Here is a 17,161-nt window from a genome sequence, read left to right as displayed (position 1 = left end):
CGAAGAACAGGGGGCCATGCCGGGACGGCCCGCTTCCCTTACGGGAGAGGCGTTGGCGGAGCAGGCGATCCTTGCCGGTGTTCCGGCGTCAGGATGCCCGGCGGCCTCTCGTACCGATTGCAGACGATGGAGTTGGGCAGTATGGGTTCGTCTCCGAACGGCTGCCAGGCCGGACCATGCCCGACCTGGCTCTGCCATGAAAGGAGCGCTCCGATGCCTGTCGACGTGAAGTACACGACCCAAGCCACTGCCACCGGGGGCCGGGATGGCCACGCCAAGACCGCGGACGGTGCCCTCGACGTGAAGCTCTCGACGCCGAAGGAGCTCGGCGGCGCCGGCGGCGACGGGAACAACCCCGAGCAGCTCTTCGCCGCGGGTTACGCGGCCTGCTTCCTCGGCGCCCTGAAGTTCGCGGCCGCGCAGGAGAAGGCCAAGATCCCCGCCGACGCCACCGTGACCGCGACGGTCGGCATCGGCCCCCGCTCCGAGGGCGGCTTCGGCATCGACGTCGGCCTGAAGATCGCGCTTCCGGGCCTCGATCGCGCCCAGGCCGAGCAGCTCGTCGAGAAGGCGCACCACGTTTGCCCGTACTCCAACGCCACGCGCAACAACGTCCCGGTCCGCCTCGAGGTCGTCTGACCCCCGAGCGCGCCGCGCCTGCTCTGGCCGCGGCGCGCTCTCCCGCTCACGATCGCCCGTCCCCCGCCAGCTCCCGATGGAGCGCCGCGAACGCCCCCCCGCGCGCGAGCAGCTCCGCGTGCGTCCCCTGCTCGACGACCCGCCCGTGGTCGAGCACGACGACCCGATCCGCGTGCCGGATCGTGCTCAGCCGGTGCGCCACGACGAAGCTCGTCCGCCCCTTCAGGAGCCGCCCCAGCGCCGCCTGCAGCCGGGCCTCGGTGAGCGCGTCCACCGAGCTCGTCGCCTCGTCGAGCAGCACGATCCGCGGCTCTGCCACCATGGCGCGCAGGAAGCACACGATCTGCCGCTGCCCCAGCGACAGCCCCGTCCCCCGCTCGCCGACCTCGGTGCGCAGCCCGTCCGGCAGCGCCTCCAGCACGTCGAGCACGTCGAGGCCCCGCGCCGCCTCGCGGATCTGCGCGTCCGTCGCCGCCGGGTTGCCGAGGCGCACGTTGTCGAGCACCGTCCCGCTGAACAGGAAGTTGCTCTGCAGCACCAGCCCGAGCTGCGCGCGCAGCGACGCGGACGACGTCGCCGCGAGGTCGTGCCCGTCGATGGTGATGACCCCCGCCGTCGGCCGGTAGAGCTTCGCGAGCAGGTTCAGGATCGACGTCTTCCCGCTGCCCGTGTGCCCGACGAGCGCGATCATCTCTCCCGGCTCGGCGACGAGATCGACCCCGTGGAGCACCGGCTTGCCCGGCTCGTACGCGAAGTGAACCCCCTCGAAGGCCACCCGCCCGCGCACCGGGGGCAGCGCCGGCAGCCCGCGCTCGTCGGGCCAGTCGGGCGCCGTGTCGAGCACGCGGAACAGCCGCTCCGCGCCCGCCATCGCCGTGAGGGCCTGGTTGTACTGGTTGCCGAGCACCGGGATCGGGTTGAACAGGAGGTTCGCCAGGAAGAAGAACTGCACGAGCACGCCGAGCTCGATCGCGCCGCCGAGCGCCTGATACCCGCCGACGACGACGAGGACCGCCAGGAAGAGCTGCCCGTTGAACTCGAGGAGCGGCAGGAAGACCGCCGAGTGGCGCGCCGCATCCATGTTGTAGCGGGAGTGATCGAAGATCAGCGCGCGGAACAGCCCTCCGTTGATGTCCTGCCGCACGAACCCCTGCGTCACGCGGACCCCGGTGACCGACTCGGCGAGCGTGGCCGTGACGCGGCTGAAGCTCTCCTGCGCGCGCTGGTGCGCGGCGCCGAGCCGCTTGTGGAAATAGACGATGAGCCCCCAGAAGACGGGGACCATCGCCAGGACCACGAGGAAGAGGGGGAAATGGGAATACGCCATCAGCCCCATGGCGACAGCCATCGTGCCGAGCTGCACGGTGCTCACGAACACGACGTCCTGCACGGCCACCCGGATCGCGTCGATATCGGACGTCATGCGGCCGATGAGGCGCCCCACCTTCGTCTTCACGAAGAAGCTCATCGGCATGCGGAGCAGGTGCCGCTGGAGGCTGTCGCGCAGGTCGAACACGACCGCCTCGCCGAGCTCGAGGGCGAGCCGCGCGCGGAAGTGGAAGACGACCCCGGTGACGAGGGCGAACAGCGCGAAGCCTAGGACGGCGAGCAGCGTGCCGCGCGCGTCGCGGCGGGCCACCGGGCCGCTGATGATCGCGCCGACCGCCCACGTGAGGAGCGGGAGCTGGATCGACCGCACGACGACCAGCACAAAGAGCACGTTGCGCTTCCTCGCGTACGGGCGGGTGAAGCCGAGCAGCCGCCGCAGGAGCCCGAGGTCGAGCCGCCGCTGCCCGTGGTCCCCCTCCTCGTCGCGCGAGGCGCGCGCGAGCCCGAGCCGCACGTCGATCGCCGGCGCCGGCGGCCCGGCCGGCGAGCGCGCCTCCCCCGGCGCCTCGGTGGCCACCGGCGCGCCGCGCGGCGCCTCGGCCGTCCTCGGCCTCTCGCGCGCGCCGCGCGGCGCCTCGGTCGTCCTCGGCCTCTCGCGCGCGCCGCTCACGCCGGGTCCTCCGCCGGGGTCGGCCGCGCCGGGCGCGCGCCCGCGCGGCTCGCCGGGGCGGCCTCGGCGCGCGCCGCGCCGACGTGCGCGTCGTGCAGCGCGAGCGCGCTCGCGTAGTGGCCGCGCCGCCCGAGCAGCTCCTCGTGCGTCCCCCGCTCGACGACGCGGCCCCTGTCGAGCACGATCACCTGGTCCGCGCGGCGGAGCAGGTGGGGCCGGTGCGTGGCCATGATCGTCGTCCGCCCCCGGGTGGCGCTCAGGATGGCGTCGAGGATCTCGCGCTCGGTGCTCGCGTCCACCGCGGCGGTCGGGTCGTCGAGCAGGAGCAGCGGCGGGTCGAGCAGCACGGCGCGCGCGATGGCGAGCCGCTGCCGCTGGCCGCCCGAGAGGTTCGCCGCCGACTCGCCGAGCTCGGTGTCGTAGCCCTCGGGCAGCTCCCGGATGAACTCGTGGGCGCACGCGACCGCCGCGGCGCGCTCGATCTGCTCCCGCGTCGCGTGCGGCGCGCCGAACGCGATGTTGGCCGCCACCGTGTTGCTGAAGAGGAAGTTGTCCTGGAAGACGACCCCCATCCGCCGGCGGATGAAGTCCACGTCGTGGCGCCGGAGGTCGATGCCGTCGAGCAGGACGCGCCCGGCCGTCGGGTCGTAGAAGCGGGGGATCAGGCTGAGCAGGGTGCTCTTCCCCGCGCCGGTCGGGCCGACGACGGCGACGAACTGCCCGGGCGCGACGTCGAGCTGGACGTCGTGCAGGACGGGCCTCGCCGCGTCGTAGCCGAACGTGACGCGCTCGAACACGAGCCGCCCCTCCACCTCCGCGGGGCGCGCGGGCGCCTCGGGGCTCGTGATCTCGACGGGGGTGTCGAGCACCTCGAACACGCGCCGCGCGCCGATGAAGCTCTGCTGCGCCGTGTTGACGATGGTCGCCATGCTCGCGATCTGCCCGGAGAACTGCTGCAGGATGCCGGCGAACACGACGAGCTGCCCGAGCGTCATCCGGTCGCGCGCCACGAGCAACCCGCCCATGCCGAGCAGGATGACGAGGTTGAGCTGCCCGAGCAGATCGATGGTCGGGCTGAGCACGCTGACCTTCCGGAACGTGTCCTGCTGCTGCTCGCGCACCTCGCGGCTCCGCTCGTCGAAGCGGCGGTGCGCCTCGCTCTCCCGCCCGAGCCCCTTGATGACCTGGATGCCCTGGAGCCCCTCGGTGAAGCTCAGCACCATGCGGTCCACGAGCTCCCGGTTCTGCAGGTAGGCGGGCCGCACCCACCGGGCGAAGAGCGTGCTCGCGATCCAGAGCAGCGGCGTCGGCGCGAGGCACGCGAGCGTCAGCAGCGCGTGCGCGCGCAGCATGTACGCGACGTACACGCCGAGCGAGAGGACCATGATGACGCTCTGGAGCAGCACGCCGTCGACGAACGAGCGGACGAGCTGCACGTCGCTCGTCACGCGGTTGATGAGCGAGCCGCTCTTGTTCGCGTCGAAGAACCGGAAGCTGAGCCGCTGGAGCTTGTCGTACACCCTCGCCCGGAGATCCGGGACGATCTCCATGTGGACGAGGTGGCCCACCGAGAGCGCGTACCCGTAGTTGATCACCGCGCGCGCGGCGGCCATCGCGAGGATGGCGCCGCCGATGGAGGCGACGGCGAGCATCGGCGCCCGCTCGAGGTCGACGAGCCGGCCGAGGCCGAGCGGCAGCGCGGGCGCCGGGACCGACGGGTCGAGCCGGTGGCGGAGGATGTCGATCGCGAGCCCTGTCAGGCCGAGCCCCGCGAGCCCGAGCGAGAGCAGGACGACCTGGTAGGCGAGGACGCGGGCGACCCGCCCGCGGTACGCCCAGGTCAGCTCGAGGAGCCGCGCGAGGAGCGAGCGACCGGCGCGGGGGCGCGCGGTCGCCGGGGCAGGGGGAGAACCGAGGGCGAGGCGTGAACCGGACGACATCGAAGCGGGGGCACCTGGCAGGCCGGCCACGCCGGGGGGCCGTAACCTACCGGCTCGCGCGGCGTTCGCCAGCGGCCGCGGCGCGCTCGCGCGGCTCCAGCGCCTGCCGCGCCCCGCGTCAGTACATCAGGTTACCCCGGCCGAGGCGGTAGGTGATGTTCGAGCCGAACTGATCGCGCGCGTTTCGGACCCGCGAGATCGCCGCCGCGATCCGGCCCACGCGCAGCGACCAGCGCTGCGCATCGAGGCCCGCCGCGATCTCGCCCTTCGCCAGGTGGAGGCGATCGCTCGCGATGGGGTGCAGCGGCGTGTCGGGGCGGAAGAGGACCTTCAGCGCGTCGTCGATCTCGACCTCGGCCAGCTCCATCAGGCGCCGCTGGACGTCGGCCCGCGTGTCGTGGAACCGGAGGGCGAGCACCTGGGCGGCTTCCAGGCGCTGCTTCGCGAGGTCGAGGTTGAACGCGGCGTTCAGGACGCGGAGGAAGCGCCCCATCTTGTCGATGTCGGAGTCGGGGAACGCGATCGGGCTGCCGAACCGCTTCTCCAGCTCCTTGCCGGCCGGCGAATCCCTGAAGAAGTTCAGCGTGTAGTAATGGACCGCGCCCTCGATGTCGGGCCCGAAGGCGTTCGAGTGGAAGAACGGCGGCGTGTCCACGGCCTCGATGATGGGCGGGACGTTGAACGTGCCGTCGCCGTACCCGGTGTTCCCGGTGAGGTTTCCGTCGTCGATGGTCTCGAGGACGTCGAGGTCGGGCTCGGCCTTCCCCTTGCCGCCGTAGCCGCCGTCGAACACCCCGAAGGGGTCGTTGGTCCCCGGGGCCGTCCGGGTCCCCGTGTCCAGGTTGCGGTTTCGCCCGGAGTCCAGGTGGTTCGCGCCGGCGTTGCTGTGGCACACGTTGCAACGGCCCCGGTTCGGGTCGAGGAACGCCAGCCGCCCCTCCTCCGCCTTCGGGTCGACCAGCCTGACCTTCGTCAGATCGAGCTCGTTCGTCCGGCCCAGGCTCAGCTGGTACGCCAGCACGAGGTCGAGCTCCTGCCCCGTCGGGAGCCGGAACGCGACCCCCGGCTCGCGCCCGAGATCCGTCGGGAGGTGCTGCGTGATCCCGCCGGTGAGGAACTCGCGCAACGAGCCGTCGCCCGGGGCGCCGTCGCCCGACCAGCCCGTGCGCTGGAGCGGCACGTCCGCCGTCCCGTTCGCCGGGTCCGGCGCGATGGTCGTCGCCAGCGACAGCGTGTGCTGGACCCCGCGCATCACGTACTTGCGATCGAGGTCCTCGAAGCCGTCGACGTTCTCGCGGACCAAGGCGTTCGCCTTCAGCTCGAACGTCTCGAGATCGGTCAGCTCCGGGTCCTGCTCGAAGATGAAGAGCGGGTCGAGCGGGTTGCTCTCGAGGAGCGCGTCGATGAACGGGATGTCAATCGTGAAGTTGTTTTCGACAGGATGGCAGGATCCGCAGGTGCGGCCGTTGCCCTCGAACGTCTCGCGAAAGAAGATATCAGCACCTGCGCAAATTTCCCTCGTGACGAGACCGGCAACCACCCGGGGATCCTGTTCGCACGCGATGAGCCGATCCCGGGCGGAGAGCGCGCTCGACGCGGCGTCGTGGCGCTCGCCCTCGGGCGACGGCGCGCAGGAGGCGAGGAAGGCGACAGCGGTGAGCGGAGCGAGGATCAACGAACTCAGTTTGGGACTTGGCATGGCGCTCTCACTTCCTGTTACCGTTGTTCCGTACAGCGACAAGGACACGCCGCGCGTGGATGCGGCGCGCGCGTTTCGCGGGCAATGCCCGCGAAACGCGGAAGAAACGAGCCCGACAGGGACAACGCTGCACGAAGCGACCTCAGCAGTGCCCCTTGGCGGCGAGATGGCCAGTCCAGGCCATCCGACGCCGATCCGACATCGATCCAACATCCGGGCCGACCTTCAGGCGGCCCAGGGCGCGCCGAGAGCCCGCCGCTCCGCGCCCCTGCGAGCCTGCGCGGGCCCGTGGGACATGGGAGCTCTCTGGCCGCGTCGCCGAGAAGCGTGCCGCGCGGGGGCTGGCTTTCAGGGCGATCTCAGGAAGGCGGACTACTTAGCGGACCAGACCAGGAGATCAATCTGCACCGGGCTCACAGCACGATTCTGACTGCTTCCATGCTTCTTCACAAGGACGACCACGAGACGACATGCGCCGCCTGCGCCTCCTGCAACCTGGTTGCGATCGCCGCGACGCTGCCGCGAGGAGGAGCCGGAAGCAAGGCCCCGCGGGCGTGCTCTGACGATCGGATCCAGGCATGGGCGCGGCGACCGGCGGCATCCCCCGCCTCCCGGGCGGTCCGTCCTGCCGGATCGGTGAGGAACGTCTAGGGCCTCCCATGGCGCTCCTCCAACTCATTAGTAGCATGGGGCCCATGCATCCCGTGCATCTTGCCTCGATCGACCTGAACCTGCTCGTCGTCTTCGACGCCCTGCTGGCGGAGGGGAGCGTCACGCGCGCGGCGGCGCGCGTCGGGCTTAGCCAGTCGGCGATGAGCCACGCGCTCGGGCGCCTCCGCGCGCTGATCGACGATCCCGTCCTCGTGCGCACGCCGCGGGGGATGATCCCGACCCCCCGCGCGCAGGAGCTCGCCGGCCCCATCCGCGAGGCCCTCGCCAAGATCGAGGCGACGGTCGCGCAGAGCCCGCACTTCGAGCCCGCGACCGCGCGCCGGTCGTTCTCGGTCGCCACGGTGGACTACGTCGAGCTCATCCTGCTGCCGCGCCTCGTGCAAAAGCTCTTCTCCGACGCGCCCTTCGTCGACCTCGTCGCGCGCCCCTACGCCAGCGACATGTGGAGCTCGATGGAGACCGGCAAGGTCGACCTGGCGATCGGCATGTTCCCCAGCGTGCCCGCGGGGTTCTACCGGCAACGGCTCCTGGAGGAGCGCTACATGTGCGTCGTGCGGAAGGATCACCCCGTGGTGCGGAGCAAGCTGACGCTCAAGATGTACACGAGCCTGCCCCACGCGCTCATCAGCCCGCGCGGCGACAGCGGCGGACGGGTGGACGAGGTCCTGGCCGAGCAGGGGCTCTCGCGCCGCGTGGCCCTGCAGATCCCGCACTTCCTCGTGGCCGCGCACATCGTCGCCGAGACCGATCTCGTGCTGACCGTGCCCGCGCGCATCGCGCAGGCGTTCGCCAGCACGGAGGCGCTGCGCGTCATGAAGCCCCCCGTGGAGCTCGGGGGGTTCTCGCTGGATCAGGTGTGGCACGAGCGGCATGCAAAGGACCCGGCGCACATGTGGCTGCGCGGTATCTTCGCCGAGATCGCCCGCGACTCCTGACCTGCCCCGCGGGCGCCGCTCGACGGGCGCCAGCGGGAGGGCGCGAGATGTGAATCGGTTAAGTTTTCCTTCCCCTCCCCCTCGCCTCCCCCACCCGCTCCGCGGCGCCGCCCCGCGCCTACGCCTGACCGCCGGCCGGCGGGATGATCTCGACGCCCTCGCGCTCGGCGAGCCGCCGGTGCATCTCGGTCAGGCGGGCGGTGACGGGGCCGCGCTCCCCGCCGCCGATCGTGCGGCCGTCGAGGCTCCTCATCGCGATGACGCCGGCGCCCGTGCCCGTCAGGAACGCCTCGTCGGCGGCGAAGAAGTCGAGCCGCCCGAGCGAGCGCTCGACGACCGTGAGCCCGACGCTGCGCGCGACGTCCATCACGGCCGCGCGGTTGATGCCCTCGAGGCAGCCGTCGGTCGCCGGCGGCGTCGCGAGCACGTCGCCGCGCAGCGCGAACACGTTGGCCACGGTGGCCTCGGAGACGTGGCCGCGCGCGTTCAGCAAGAGCGCGTCGTCGGCGCCGCGCTGCCGGGCCTCGAGCTTCGCGAGCGCGGAGCCCAGGTAGTTGAGGCTCTTGACCCGCATGTCGAGCGCGTCCGCGTCCGGCCGCCGGTGGCTCGACGTGATGAGATCCAGGCCGCGCCGCCGCTGCTCGTCGCTGAAGAGGCGGATCGACCCCACGATGCAGAACAGCCCGGGCCGCTCGCAGGTCGTCGGGTCGACGCCGAGCGGGCCGACGCCGCGCGTCACCACGAGGCGGACATAGGCCTCGCGCTCGCCGTGCGCGCGCGCCGTCTCCTCGACGATCGCGCGGAGCTCGGCGGGAGAGCGCGGCAGCGCGATGCCGAGCGCCCTCGCGCCGACCTCGAGCCGCGCGAGGTGGCGGTCGATCCGGAAGACCCGCCCCGCCGCGACGCGGATGCCCTCGAACACGCCGTCTCCGTAGAGCAGCCCGTGGTCGGTCACGTTCACCGTCGCCTCCGCCACGTCGACGACCCGCCCATCGATCCATGTCTTCATGCCGTTCACCTCCTGCCTTCACCCTCGAGCGCGCGCGCGACGCGCTCGGCGACCTCGCGCGTGTGGCGCACCGCGGCGTCGCGCCGCTCGCCGCGCAGGCTCTGGGCCGCCGCGGCGCAGGCGATGCAGCCGTGCAGGCTGCCGCGCGCGAGCACCGGGGCCGCGATGACCGTGAGCCCGTCGATCCACTCCCCCTCGTTGACGTCGTGGCCGCGCTTCGCGGCGCGCTGGGCGGCCCGCTGCGCGCCGGGGCCCACGGTCGGAGCGCCCACGAGCTCCGGCGCGTGCGCGAGGTAGAGCCGGCCGCTCGCCGTGACGTCGACCGGGACCTCGGCCCCGACCGTCGGCGCGGCGCGGAGCAGCCCCGTGCCCTCCGCCTTGTCGAGCACGACGAGCCGCCCCGCGCGCGCCGCGACGAGGAAGAACGTCTCGCCGAAGGCGCGCGCCGCCCGCTCGAGCTCGGGCCTCGCCACGCGCGCGACGGGGTCGAGCCCCTGCGCCCCGAGCCCGAGGCGGATGAGGCCGACGCCGAGCCTGTAGCGCCCCTCGCCGTCCTGCTCGACCAGCGCGTGCGCCGCGAGCGACGCGAGCAGCCGGTGCAGCGTCGCCTTGGGCATGCCGAGGCGCGCCGCGAGGTCCGCGAGCGACGCGCTGCCGCCGCTCTCCCGCAGCGCCTCGAGGGCGCGCACCGCCTTGTCGACCGTTCCCGAGCGTTCCATTATCCGGAATGACGTTCCGGAATATGGTATACCGCCGCGCCGGCCCGCTGTCCAGGGCGCGCCTGGTCGCGCCGCCGCGCCGCGGGGTCGCGATGCGCGCGTCGCGGTCCCCGGTGCGCGGCGGAGGGCGGGCGCCAGGGCGCCGGCGACGCGCGCGCCGGTGTCGATCGAGCGGGTCGGCTCGCGTCGCGGTCGCCGTCGTCGTCGTCGTCCGATATCGTCCGGTTGCGCGCCGCGATCCGCCGCGCGCGCAAGCAGAGGAGGCGAGGAGTTCATGAGCGCAATCCCCTCGGTCGTGCTCGTCCACGGCGCCTGGCACCGGCCGGCGTGCTGGTCCCAGGTCGCGTGCAGGCTGCTCGGCAGCGGGGTCGACGTGCGCTTGCCCGAGCTCCCGAGCGCCGGGCCGGAGGCGGGCCAGCGCGGGGACCTCGCGGCGGACGCGGCCGCGGTCCGCGCGGCGCTCGCCGAGGTGCCCGGCGAGGCGGTCGTGGTCGCGCACTCCTACGGGGGGGTGCCGGTGACGGAGGTGGCGGCCCAGACGGGCAAGGTCGCGCACATCGTTTACCTGTGCGCGTTCATGCTCGGCCCGGGGGAGTCGCTGCTGTCGGCGATCGGCGGCCAGGACCCGCCGTGGTGGATCAGCTCCGCCGACGGCAGGACGGTGACGCCCGCCGATCCGCGCAGCATCTTCTATAACGACTGCGCCGACGAGGTGGCGGCCGCCGCGGAGGCGGCCCTGGTGCCGCAGGCGAGGGCGGCCTTCGCGCAGCCGCTGAGCGCCGCGGCCTGGCAAGAGCTGCCCTCGACGTACGTGATCTGCGAGCGCGACAACGCCATCCCGGTGTCCGCGCAGGGGGCGATGTCGCGGCGCGCGAGGAAGGTCCTGCGCCTCGACGCGAGCCACTCCCCGTTCCTGTCGCGGCCAGACGAGGTGGCCGCGATCGTGCGCGACGTCCTCGCGGCGCGGGCCGGCGACGGCCGCTGAGCCGGCGCGGGCCGGCGACGGCCGCTGAGCCGGCGCGGGCCGGCGACGGCCGCTGAGCCGGCGCGGGCCGGCGACGGCCGCTGAGCCGGCGCGGGCCGGCGACGAGGAGCGCCGGCGCCGCGCCGGAGCAACTGAACGGGTTCAGTCCGTGGCCTCGCCGAGCACATCGAGCACCGTGCCGAGCGCGCCGGCACGGAGCGCGGCCGGGGCGGGCGGCCCCCCGACGTCCGCCGTGCGCCCCGGCCAGCGGCGTTGCTGAGCGGCTGCTCCCGGCGCAGCAGCCCGCGCCGCGCCCCTGCACGGCCGCGCCTGCCGCGCGCCATGTCCGCGCCTGGTACGCCCCATGCCCGTCGGTCGACGCGGCGCCCCCCACCCCGCGCCGGCGGTCTGGGACAACCGGCTCGTGCAGCACCGCGCCATCCACGATCACGGCGATCAGCGGCGAGCGCTGTATCGCGCGACGCTGGCCTGAGGCCAGCAGAGGTGCCATTGCCATGTCAGAACGCAAGCTCTTCTACCCGGAACGATTCAAGACCGCCTCGCGGTTCTACACGACAGGCCGCCCTGCCTATCCGAAGCTCCTCGGCCGCCGGGTGGCCGAGCTGGTCGGGGTCAACCGGGACGCCAGCGTGCTCGATCTCGGCACCGGGCCGGGGTTCCTCGCGATCGATTTCGCGCCGCACGCAGGGTCGGTGACCGCGGTGGATCCGTCGCCCGAGATGCTCGCCGCCGCGCGGGAGAACGCCGCGCGGGCCGGCGCCTCGATCCGCTTCGTTCAGGGCAGCTCGTACGAGCTCGGGCCGCACCTCGGCCGCTTCAAGCTGGTGACCATCGGCCGCGCGTTCCACTGGATGGACCGCGTCGAGACCCTCAGGTCGCTCGACGCCCTGCTCGAGCGCGGCGGCGCCGTGGCGCTGTTCGGCGAGAGCTACCCCGAGGTCCCGGCGAACGCGTGGCACAAGGAGTTCCAGGCGCTCATCGACAAGTACTCGACAGAGGACCCGGCGCGGCCGCAGATCCGCGAGGGCCTGAAGAACGAGGCCGTGCTGCTCGACTCCGCCTTCGGCCACCTCGAGCGCATCTCCGTGCTCGAGCCGCGGGAGACCCCCGTGGAGCGCTTCGTCGACCGCGCCCTGTCGTTCGCGGCCACCTGGCACGGCCGGCCGGGGTCGCGCGAGGAGGACCTGGCCGTCGAGGTGCGCCAGACCCTCGCGAAGTACGCCGGCGCGGACGGCGTACTTCGCGAGGTCCTCGAGGGCCACGCGCTCGTCGCCCGCCGCCCGCGCGAGGCGCTGGCCGGCTGACCCGCCGAGCTCGGACCGGCGGTCGCCCGCCGAGCTCGGACCGGCGGTCGCCCGCCGCGCGCCCGGGCGAACCGGGTTGTCGCGGGAGGGTCCGGGCCGTAGAGAGGCTTCGATGCTCCCGTCCGGTGCCGCGGGCCGCCTCCTCCGCGCCTGCGCTGCCGCCGCCGTGGCCCTCGCGCCGGCCGGATGCGTCTTCTACACGCAGCTCGCGACGTACATGCCGAACCCCACGGCCGCCGACATCTCCGGCGGGCTCTCGGACGGCGAGCTGCGGGTCCACGCGATCACGAGCTCCCGAGCGGTCACCACGGTGATCCAGGGCGTGTTCCGCGGGCCGCGCTTCGCCTACTCCGAGGAGGTCATCGCCGACAACTCGGCGCAGCGCGACCCGCGGCGCGACCTCTGCGCGCTGCTCGATCGCTCGAAGGCCGAGCTGCTGCTCGTCGCCATGGACGAGCTGACGTTCGCCCGCGGCGCGCCGGAGCGGACGTGCCTCCGCCGCGAGGCGGTGCCGAGCCGGAAGGAGCTTCCGGAGGCTCCGCTGGTCAGCGTGTGCGTCGAGCACGAGGACCTCGACAGGTACGAGGCGCGCCGGGCCAGGTACGGCGAGCTCACGTCGGTCGTCCAGCTCGTCACGCCCGCGCTCTGCGGAGGGCCGCCCGCCCTGCGCGGGGCCCCTCCCTCGCTGTCCGGCACGCCCGAGCGCGTCCGGGAGCAGCTCGAGGAGCTGCTGCCGCGCGGGGCGGTCGTCGGGGCGCGCGGCGAGCGCGCCTCGGTGCAGCGGAGCCGCGGCGCCCCGCCGGGCGAGGGCGACGAGGCCCGGGTCCTCGCGCGCGAGAGCCACGACACGAGGACGGGCGTCGTCACCGATGTGGCGGGCGGTCGCGCCGAGATCCACGGCCTCTGGCCCGATCGCCCGTTCAAGCCAGGCGAGAGCGTCGTCTTCGGGGGTCCGCTCTGGGGCGCTGCGGTCGCCCCGGAGGCGCGGGTGTCCGTGGGCAACGCCGTCTCGGCGGGCCTCGCCTTCGAGGTGTATCGCGTGCACCACGGGCCGCTCCTCGGCGGCGGCGTCCATGGAGTCGCGGGGACGGCCGGCTCGGCCAGGGCCGGCGGCTTCGGCGCGCACCTCTTCGCGGGCTACGTGCTCTGGCCCGTCCCGACGCGGCTCGGCCTGTACATGCGGGGCCAAGGCGGCGTGGGCTCCGCGAGGGCGGGCGGCGACGCCGAGACGTTCGGCTTCGTGGGGCTCGCCGCCGGGGTGAAATGGCGCGTGCCGGCGATCGTCGTGCTCGACGCCTCGGGCGGCTACGACCTCGGCCCTACCGTGACGCTCTCCACCCGGGATCCGGCGCGCACGGCGCCGTTCGCGTGGCGAGGGCCCGCCGCACGGCTGACCGTGGCGCTCGATCTCTAGAGCGGCGCCCGGACGAGAAGCCGACCGCGGCGCTCGATCTCCAGAGCAGGGCCCGGACGCGAAGGAACGAGAAGCAACGAGAGGCAACGAGAAGCAACGAGAGGCAACGAGAAGGAAACAGCCCAATGCCGCGCGCGTGTTGCCGGCGACGCCGACGACCTGGCGAATCGCGGGACCGCGCCGGGGAATCCATCGGGGTTGCAGCGCGCCGAGGACACCATTCCAGCGCTCGTTCGCTATTTCTCGCTCCCTCTTGACAGCTCGAACCTCCCTGTGGTCCGTTTATCGTGGACGACGCGTGTGCTGCGTGGAGGCCGGACCGATGGTGGGACTCGCGTGCCTGCTCTCGGTGCCGCGCACACCTACAGCGCCGGTCAACCCCGACGATGCGAGCGTCATGGGGAGCCTCCTGTCCTTCGAGGGGCAGAGTCTTCCCCGGTGACGTCGATGTCGGGCGCACAGACGAGGAGGGGTCTCATGGCGGCGATTGGACGACGGGGGATGGCGGCGCTCGGGCTCACGCTGATGACGGCGGCATGCGGTTCGAGCGATGTCCCCGGCGAGAGCAAGCGATCCACGCCCGTCCAGCGAGCGCCGACCCTCGCGAACGATTTCACGCCCGTGGAGCTCGAGGAGACGGTCGACAGCCTCGTCTCCGAGATCAACAAGAACGCCGTCCAGCCCATGCAGATGGCGATCCTGCTCAAGGAGGCCGGCGGCTTCTGGGCGACCGTCCTCAGGGCCGCGAACCGGGCCATGGGCGAGCTCGACGTCACGGGGAGCGTGATCGGGCCCATCGCACCGCTGTTGGATGACGAGGAGCGCATCGAGCTCCAGAATCAGCAGATCGAACAGGCGGTGGCGGACGGCGCGGAGGGGATCGGCATCGCGCCCTTCAACAACGACCAGACGACCGCGGTCGACGAGGCGATCGCGAGGGGCGTCCACGTGGTGACGCTCGACACGGATGTGCCGACGACGAGGCGCGCGCTCCACATCGGGACCCTCGACCGCGCGGCCGGCGCCACGGCGGGCAACACCCTGCTCGCGATGCTCCCCGCGGGGCCAGGTACGGTGATCCTCCACGGCAACGAGGACGAGAGCTGGGTCAACGGGACGGATCGAACGCAGGGCGCCCGGGACGCGCTCAAGGCAGCCGGGTACGACGTCCTTGTGCACCAGGCCAACTGGGACCAGGAGGGCGAGGCCGCGGACGTCGAGGAGATGGCGGCCATGATCGAGGCCGCGGACCCGCCCGCCGTGGGGATGATCGGCCTGTTCAACATCTCGTACCGGTGCGCGATGGCCGCGGAGGCCGCGGGCGCGCGGGACATCCCCATCGTCGCCTTCGACTTCGATCCGAGGACCGTCGACCACATGCGCGAGGGGCGCATCAAGGCCACCCACATCCAGCGACAGTACTACCAGGGTTACCTCGTGCCCTACATCCTCTACGGCATCAAGAGCATCGGCATCGACGCGACAAGGCAGATCCTCGCCCCGCAGATGGTCGACGACAGCCGGGTCGACACCGGCCTCGACGTGGTCCAGGCGGACAAGATCGACGCCTACAACGACTTCCTCGACCTCATCGGCTCGAACCAGTAGCCGCGTCGGGCGAGCCGGCGGGGCGCCGGAGCCCTTGCGTCCGCCGGGGAGCGGGCGCTACCCGTCGTCCGGCAGGTACAGCTTCACGTCGTCGAACTCGGCGGTTCCCTCGTAGTAGTTGATGTGCGGATCGCCGAAGAAGAAGTGATCCGGATAGGCCGACCCCGCCGGCCAGGTGTCGAAGGTCTCGCCGTGGTCGACCGTCTCGTTGTGGGCGGGAGGATCGTACTCCTCGGGCCGCTGGTTGTAGTGCCATGTCACCGGCGGCTCGCGGAAGCCCCTCCGCGCCGCGTACGTCGTGCGGCCGCCGTGGTGGAACCTGCCCGCCGCGGACATCGCGTAGCCGTGGCCGTCGCGCTCGACGGTGAACACGTACGCCTCCCGGTCGACGTACTTGTCGACGAAGACCGGGCCGTGCTTCCACCCGCCCGCCGTGTACGACGTGAAGCCGTTGCCGTTCCAGGGGCTCCCGAAGGCGTCGCCGCGCAGCCAGATCATGCTCACGTAGCGCGAGCCGTCCGGCTCGGCCCGGCCGGTCAGCGGGTTCCAGACCGACGACCAGGGGCCGCCCTCGCCGAAGTTGCTGTCGGTGTCCATCACGACCTTCCGGTGGTGATGGATGAAGACGTTGTTGTGCGGCGCCGGCCGCGCGTAGTCGGTGATGCAGAGAAAGTAAACACCGTTTCCGAAGACCGCGGACAGCGGCGTCGTGCTCCTGTCGCTGAACCGCCAGGGGTCGGCCGCCTCGTCGCCGTCGTAGCCGTTGACCTTGCCCCCGTGCGTCCAGCTCCCCGCCGTGGTGCCGCCGAAGTCGATGTTCGAGACGGTCACCTCGACGCGGTACCGCGCCGGCAGGGGCGCGGTGGAGCGGAGGATCGCGCCGTCGTGATGGCGGGTCGAGACGAGCCTCGCCTTGCCGCCCACCGCCTCGAAGCGGCCGCCCGTCTCGGGGACGCCGTCGCGGTCGCTGTCGCGGCCGTACAGCTCGACCGTGAGCCAGCCCCCATCGCCGTACGTGAAGGACTTCCGGAACGAGCGGAACCGCTTCAATCCCTGGCGGAACACCTCGCCGCCGCGCGCGAAGAAGAACTCGCCGTCCTCGTCGAAGGCATCGACATGGTAGGGGCTCCGGTCGCCGTAGGTGTCCTCGGTCCACGCCGCGGGCTCGCGGAACGGCGCGTCGAAGGTCTCGTGGTGCACGAGCTTCCACCGCGCGACAGACGTACCGGGCGCGACAGGCGCAACGGGCGTGGCAGGCGTACCAGCCGGGGTCGACGCGGTCCGCGCCCCCGGCTGCCCTGCGCCGGCGCTCGTCCCGGGCGCCTCCCGCGCCGGCGCGCCGGAGCACGCAGGCAGCGACAGGGCGAGCAGGACGAGCGGCCGGGCGATGCGTCTCACGCAGGTACCAGCGCGGCCCGCGCCTCAGCGGTTCGGCTGAGGGGTGAGGCGGAGGTACGGGCGGACGGCGTTGTAGCCCTTCGGGAACTTCTGCTGGAGGACCTCGGGGTCCTGGAGCGAGGGGACGATCACGACGTCCTCGCCGTCCTTCCAGTTGGCCGGCGTCGCCACGGAGTGGCTGTCCGTGAGCTGGAGCGAGTCGATGAGGCGCAGCAGCTCGTCGAAGTTGCGCCCCGTGCTCGCCGGGTACGTGAGCGTCGCGCGGATCTTCTTGTTCGGATCGATGATGAAGACCGAGCGGACCGTGAGCGTGTCGTTCGCCTGCGGGTGGATCATCCCGTAAAGGCCCGACACCTTGCGGTCGACGTCGGCGAGGATCGGGTAGTTGAGCTTGGTGCGCTGCGTCTCCTCGATATCCACGGTCCAGCGCTTGTGCGAGTCGACGTCGTCGACGCTGAGGGCGATGGGCTTGACGCCGCGCTTGTCGAACTCCGCCTTGAGGTTCGCGACCGCGCCGAGCTCGGTCGTGCAGACCGGGGTGAAGTCCTTCGGGTGCGAGAACAGGATCACCCACGAGCTCCCGGCCCACTCGTGGAAACGGATGGTCCCGTGCGTGGACTCTTGCTCGAAATCGGGCGCGATGCTTCCGAGTTGCAGGCTCATGTCAGTCCCTCCTGGCCGCGGCAATACGTCCGCTATGGCGGAGGAATCTCTGCCAAGCCGCTCATGGTGTCAAGCCGTCGCTGCGTTCTTTCACGCCGGGGCGCCGGGAGCGCGCCGTCGACGGGCGCGCCGGCGCGGCGCTGGCCCGGTGGCGTCCGGGCGGGATCGGAGGGCGCC

The 17,161-nt window shown here is 72.5% G+C and carries 14 protein-coding genes; 7 read left to right on the top strand and 7 right to left on the bottom strand.

The genetic code is table 11. The features are described from left to right. Nucleotides 1-213 precede the first annotated feature (213 nt). Nucleotides 214-639 carry an organic hydroperoxide resistance protein gene (locus tag WMF24_RS01275; protein ID WP_437734503.1) on the top strand — a complete coding sequence of 142 codons (426 nt, stop codon included), beginning with the start codon at nucleotides 214-216 and terminating at the stop codon, nucleotides 637-639. Between the two features lie 46 nt (nucleotides 640-685). Here the strand turns inward: WMF24_RS01275 and WMF24_RS01270 are convergent, their stop codons facing one another. From WMF24_RS01270 to WMF24_RS01260, 3 genes are all read right to left on the bottom strand, one after another. Beyond that, nucleotides 686-2,545 (bottom strand): ABC transporter ATP-binding protein, encoded by a 1,860-nt coding sequence (locus tag WMF24_RS01270; protein WP_437738949.1) that lies wholly within the window; start codon nucleotides 2,543-2,545, stop codon nucleotides 686-688. A gap of 89 nt (nucleotides 2,546-2,634) precedes the next feature. Beyond that, nucleotides 2,635-4,578 carry an ABC transporter ATP-binding protein gene (locus WMF24_RS01265; protein ID WP_437734502.1) on the bottom strand — a complete coding sequence of 648 codons (1,944 nt, stop codon included), beginning with the start codon at nucleotides 4,576-4,578 and terminating at the stop codon, nucleotides 2,635-2,637. 118 nt (nucleotides 4,579-4,696) lie between these two features. Beyond that, nucleotides 4,697-6,253: a hypothetical protein gene (locus WMF24_RS01260; protein ID WP_437734501.1), complete on the bottom strand. Its 1,557-nt coding sequence runs from the start codon at nucleotides 6,251-6,253 to the stop codon at nucleotides 4,697-4,699. 719 nt (nucleotides 6,254-6,972) lie between these two features. On the opposite strand from WMF24_RS01260, the gene WMF24_RS01255 reads away from it, so the two are divergent. Next, complete coding sequence (locus WMF24_RS01255; protein WP_437734500.1) at nucleotides 6,973-7,884, top strand: LysR family transcriptional regulator; 912 nt, start codon at nucleotides 6,973-6,975, stop codon at nucleotides 7,882-7,884. A 118-nt stretch (nucleotides 7,885-8,002) separates the two neighbouring features. On the opposite strand, the gene ilvE is transcribed toward WMF24_RS01255, so the two are convergent. Both ilvE and WMF24_RS01245 read right to left on the bottom strand, forming a co-directional pair. Continuing rightward, complete coding sequence (gene ilvE / locus WMF24_RS01250) at nucleotides 8,003-8,893, bottom strand: branched-chain-amino-acid transaminase (protein ID WP_437734499.1); 891 nt, start codon at nucleotides 8,891-8,893, stop codon at nucleotides 8,003-8,005. A gap of 5 nt (nucleotides 8,894-8,898) precedes the next feature. Beyond that, on the bottom strand, nucleotides 8,899-9,612 hold the full coding sequence (locus tag WMF24_RS01245) for an IclR family transcriptional regulator (RefSeq protein ID WP_437734498.1): 714 nt from the start codon (nucleotides 9,610-9,612) through the stop codon (nucleotides 8,899-8,901). Between the two features lie 274 nt (nucleotides 9,613-9,886). Between WMF24_RS01245 and WMF24_RS01240 the strand changes: the two genes are divergently transcribed. The 5 genes from WMF24_RS01240 (at nucleotide 9,887) to WMF24_RS01220 (ending at nucleotide 14,923) form a co-directional block, all read left to right on the top strand. After that, on the top strand, nucleotides 9,887-10,597 hold the full coding sequence (locus tag WMF24_RS01240) for an alpha/beta hydrolase (protein ID WP_437734497.1): 711 nt from the start codon (nucleotides 9,887-9,889) through the stop codon (nucleotides 10,595-10,597). Between the two features lie 343 nt (nucleotides 10,598-10,940). Continuing rightward, on the top strand, nucleotides 10,941-11,069 hold the full coding sequence (locus WMF24_RS01235) for a hypothetical protein (protein WP_437734496.1): 129 nt from the start codon (nucleotides 10,941-10,943) through the stop codon (nucleotides 11,067-11,069). A 22-nt stretch (nucleotides 11,070-11,091) separates the two neighbouring features. Next, nucleotides 11,092-11,901: a class I SAM-dependent methyltransferase gene (locus tag WMF24_RS01230; protein ID WP_437734495.1), complete on the top strand. Its 810-nt coding sequence runs from the start codon at nucleotides 11,092-11,094 to the stop codon at nucleotides 11,899-11,901. A gap of 112 nt (nucleotides 11,902-12,013) precedes the next feature. Beyond that, nucleotides 12,014-13,315 carry a hypothetical protein gene (locus WMF24_RS01225; RefSeq protein WP_437734494.1) on the top strand — a complete coding sequence of 434 codons (1,302 nt, stop codon included), beginning with the start codon at nucleotides 12,014-12,016 and terminating at the stop codon, nucleotides 13,313-13,315. A gap of 477 nt (nucleotides 13,316-13,792) precedes the next feature. Continuing rightward, nucleotides 13,793-14,923 (top strand): sugar ABC transporter substrate-binding protein, encoded by a 1,131-nt coding sequence (locus tag WMF24_RS01220; RefSeq protein WP_437734493.1) that lies wholly within the window; start codon nucleotides 13,793-13,795, stop codon nucleotides 14,921-14,923. Nucleotides 14,924-14,980: 57 nt separating this feature from the next. Here the strand turns inward: WMF24_RS01220 and WMF24_RS01215 are convergent, their stop codons facing one another. Together WMF24_RS01215 and WMF24_RS01210 are read right to left on the bottom strand one after the other, a co-directional pair. Next, on the bottom strand, nucleotides 14,981-16,321 hold the full coding sequence (locus tag WMF24_RS01215) for a hypothetical protein (protein ID WP_437734492.1): 1,341 nt from the start codon (nucleotides 16,319-16,321) through the stop codon (nucleotides 14,981-14,983). A 24-nt stretch (nucleotides 16,322-16,345) separates the two neighbouring features. Further along, nucleotides 16,346-16,984, bottom strand: a complete 639-nt coding sequence (locus WMF24_RS01210; protein ID WP_437734491.1) for a peroxiredoxin — start codon at nucleotides 16,982-16,984, stop codon at nucleotides 16,346-16,348. Between the last annotated feature and the right edge of the window lie 177 nt (nucleotides 16,985-17,161).

Source organism: Sorangium sp. So ce1335 (assembly GCF_051521615.1).
Taxonomy (GTDB): Bacteria; Myxococcota_A; Polyangia; order Polyangiales; family Polyangiaceae; genus Sorangium.
The sequence above is the reverse complement of the archived record's forward strand: the minus strand, read 5'-3'. Positions and strand labels throughout refer to the sequence as shown.

Bases quoted from the DNA above. Each gene is read 5' to 3' on its own strand.
- WMF24_RS01245 (WP_437734498.1), bottom strand. From the start codon at position 9,612: ATGGAACGCTCGGGAACGGTCGACAAGGCGGTGCGCGCCCTCGAGGCG.
- WMF24_RS01230 (WP_437734495.1), top strand. From the start codon at position 11,092: ATGTCAGAACGCAAGCTCTTCTACCCGGAACGATTCAAGACCGCCTCG.
- WMF24_RS01255 (WP_437734500.1), top strand. From the start codon at position 6,973: ATGCATCCCGTGCATCTTGCCTCGATCGACCTGAACCTGCTCGTCGTC.
- WMF24_RS01275 (WP_437734503.1), top strand. From the start codon at position 214: ATGCCTGTCGACGTGAAGTACACGACCCAAGCCACTGCCACCGGGGGC.
- WMF24_RS01235 (WP_437734496.1), top strand. From the start codon at position 10,941: ATGCCCGTCGGTCGACGCGGCGCCCCCCACCCCGCGCCGGCGGTCTGG.
- WMF24_RS01220 (WP_437734493.1), top strand. From the start codon at position 13,793: ATGGCGGCGATTGGACGACGGGGGATGGCGGCGCTCGGGCTCACGCTG.
- WMF24_RS01225 (WP_437734494.1), top strand. From the start codon at position 12,014: ATGCTCCCGTCCGGTGCCGCGGGCCGCCTCCTCCGCGCCTGCGCTGCC.
- WMF24_RS01265 (WP_437734502.1), bottom strand. From the start codon at position 4,578: ATGTCGTCCGGTTCACGCCTCGCCCTCGGTTCTCCCCCTGCCCCGGCG.
- ilvE (WP_437734499.1), bottom strand. From the start codon at position 8,893: ATGAAGACATGGATCGATGGGCGGGTCGTCGACGTGGCGGAGGCGACG.
- WMF24_RS01240 (WP_437734497.1), top strand. From the start codon at position 9,887: ATGAGCGCAATCCCCTCGGTCGTGCTCGTCCACGGCGCCTGGCACCGG.
- WMF24_RS01210 (WP_437734491.1), bottom strand. From the start codon at position 16,984: ATGAGCCTGCAACTCGGAAGCATCGCGCCCGATTTCGAGCAAGAGTCC.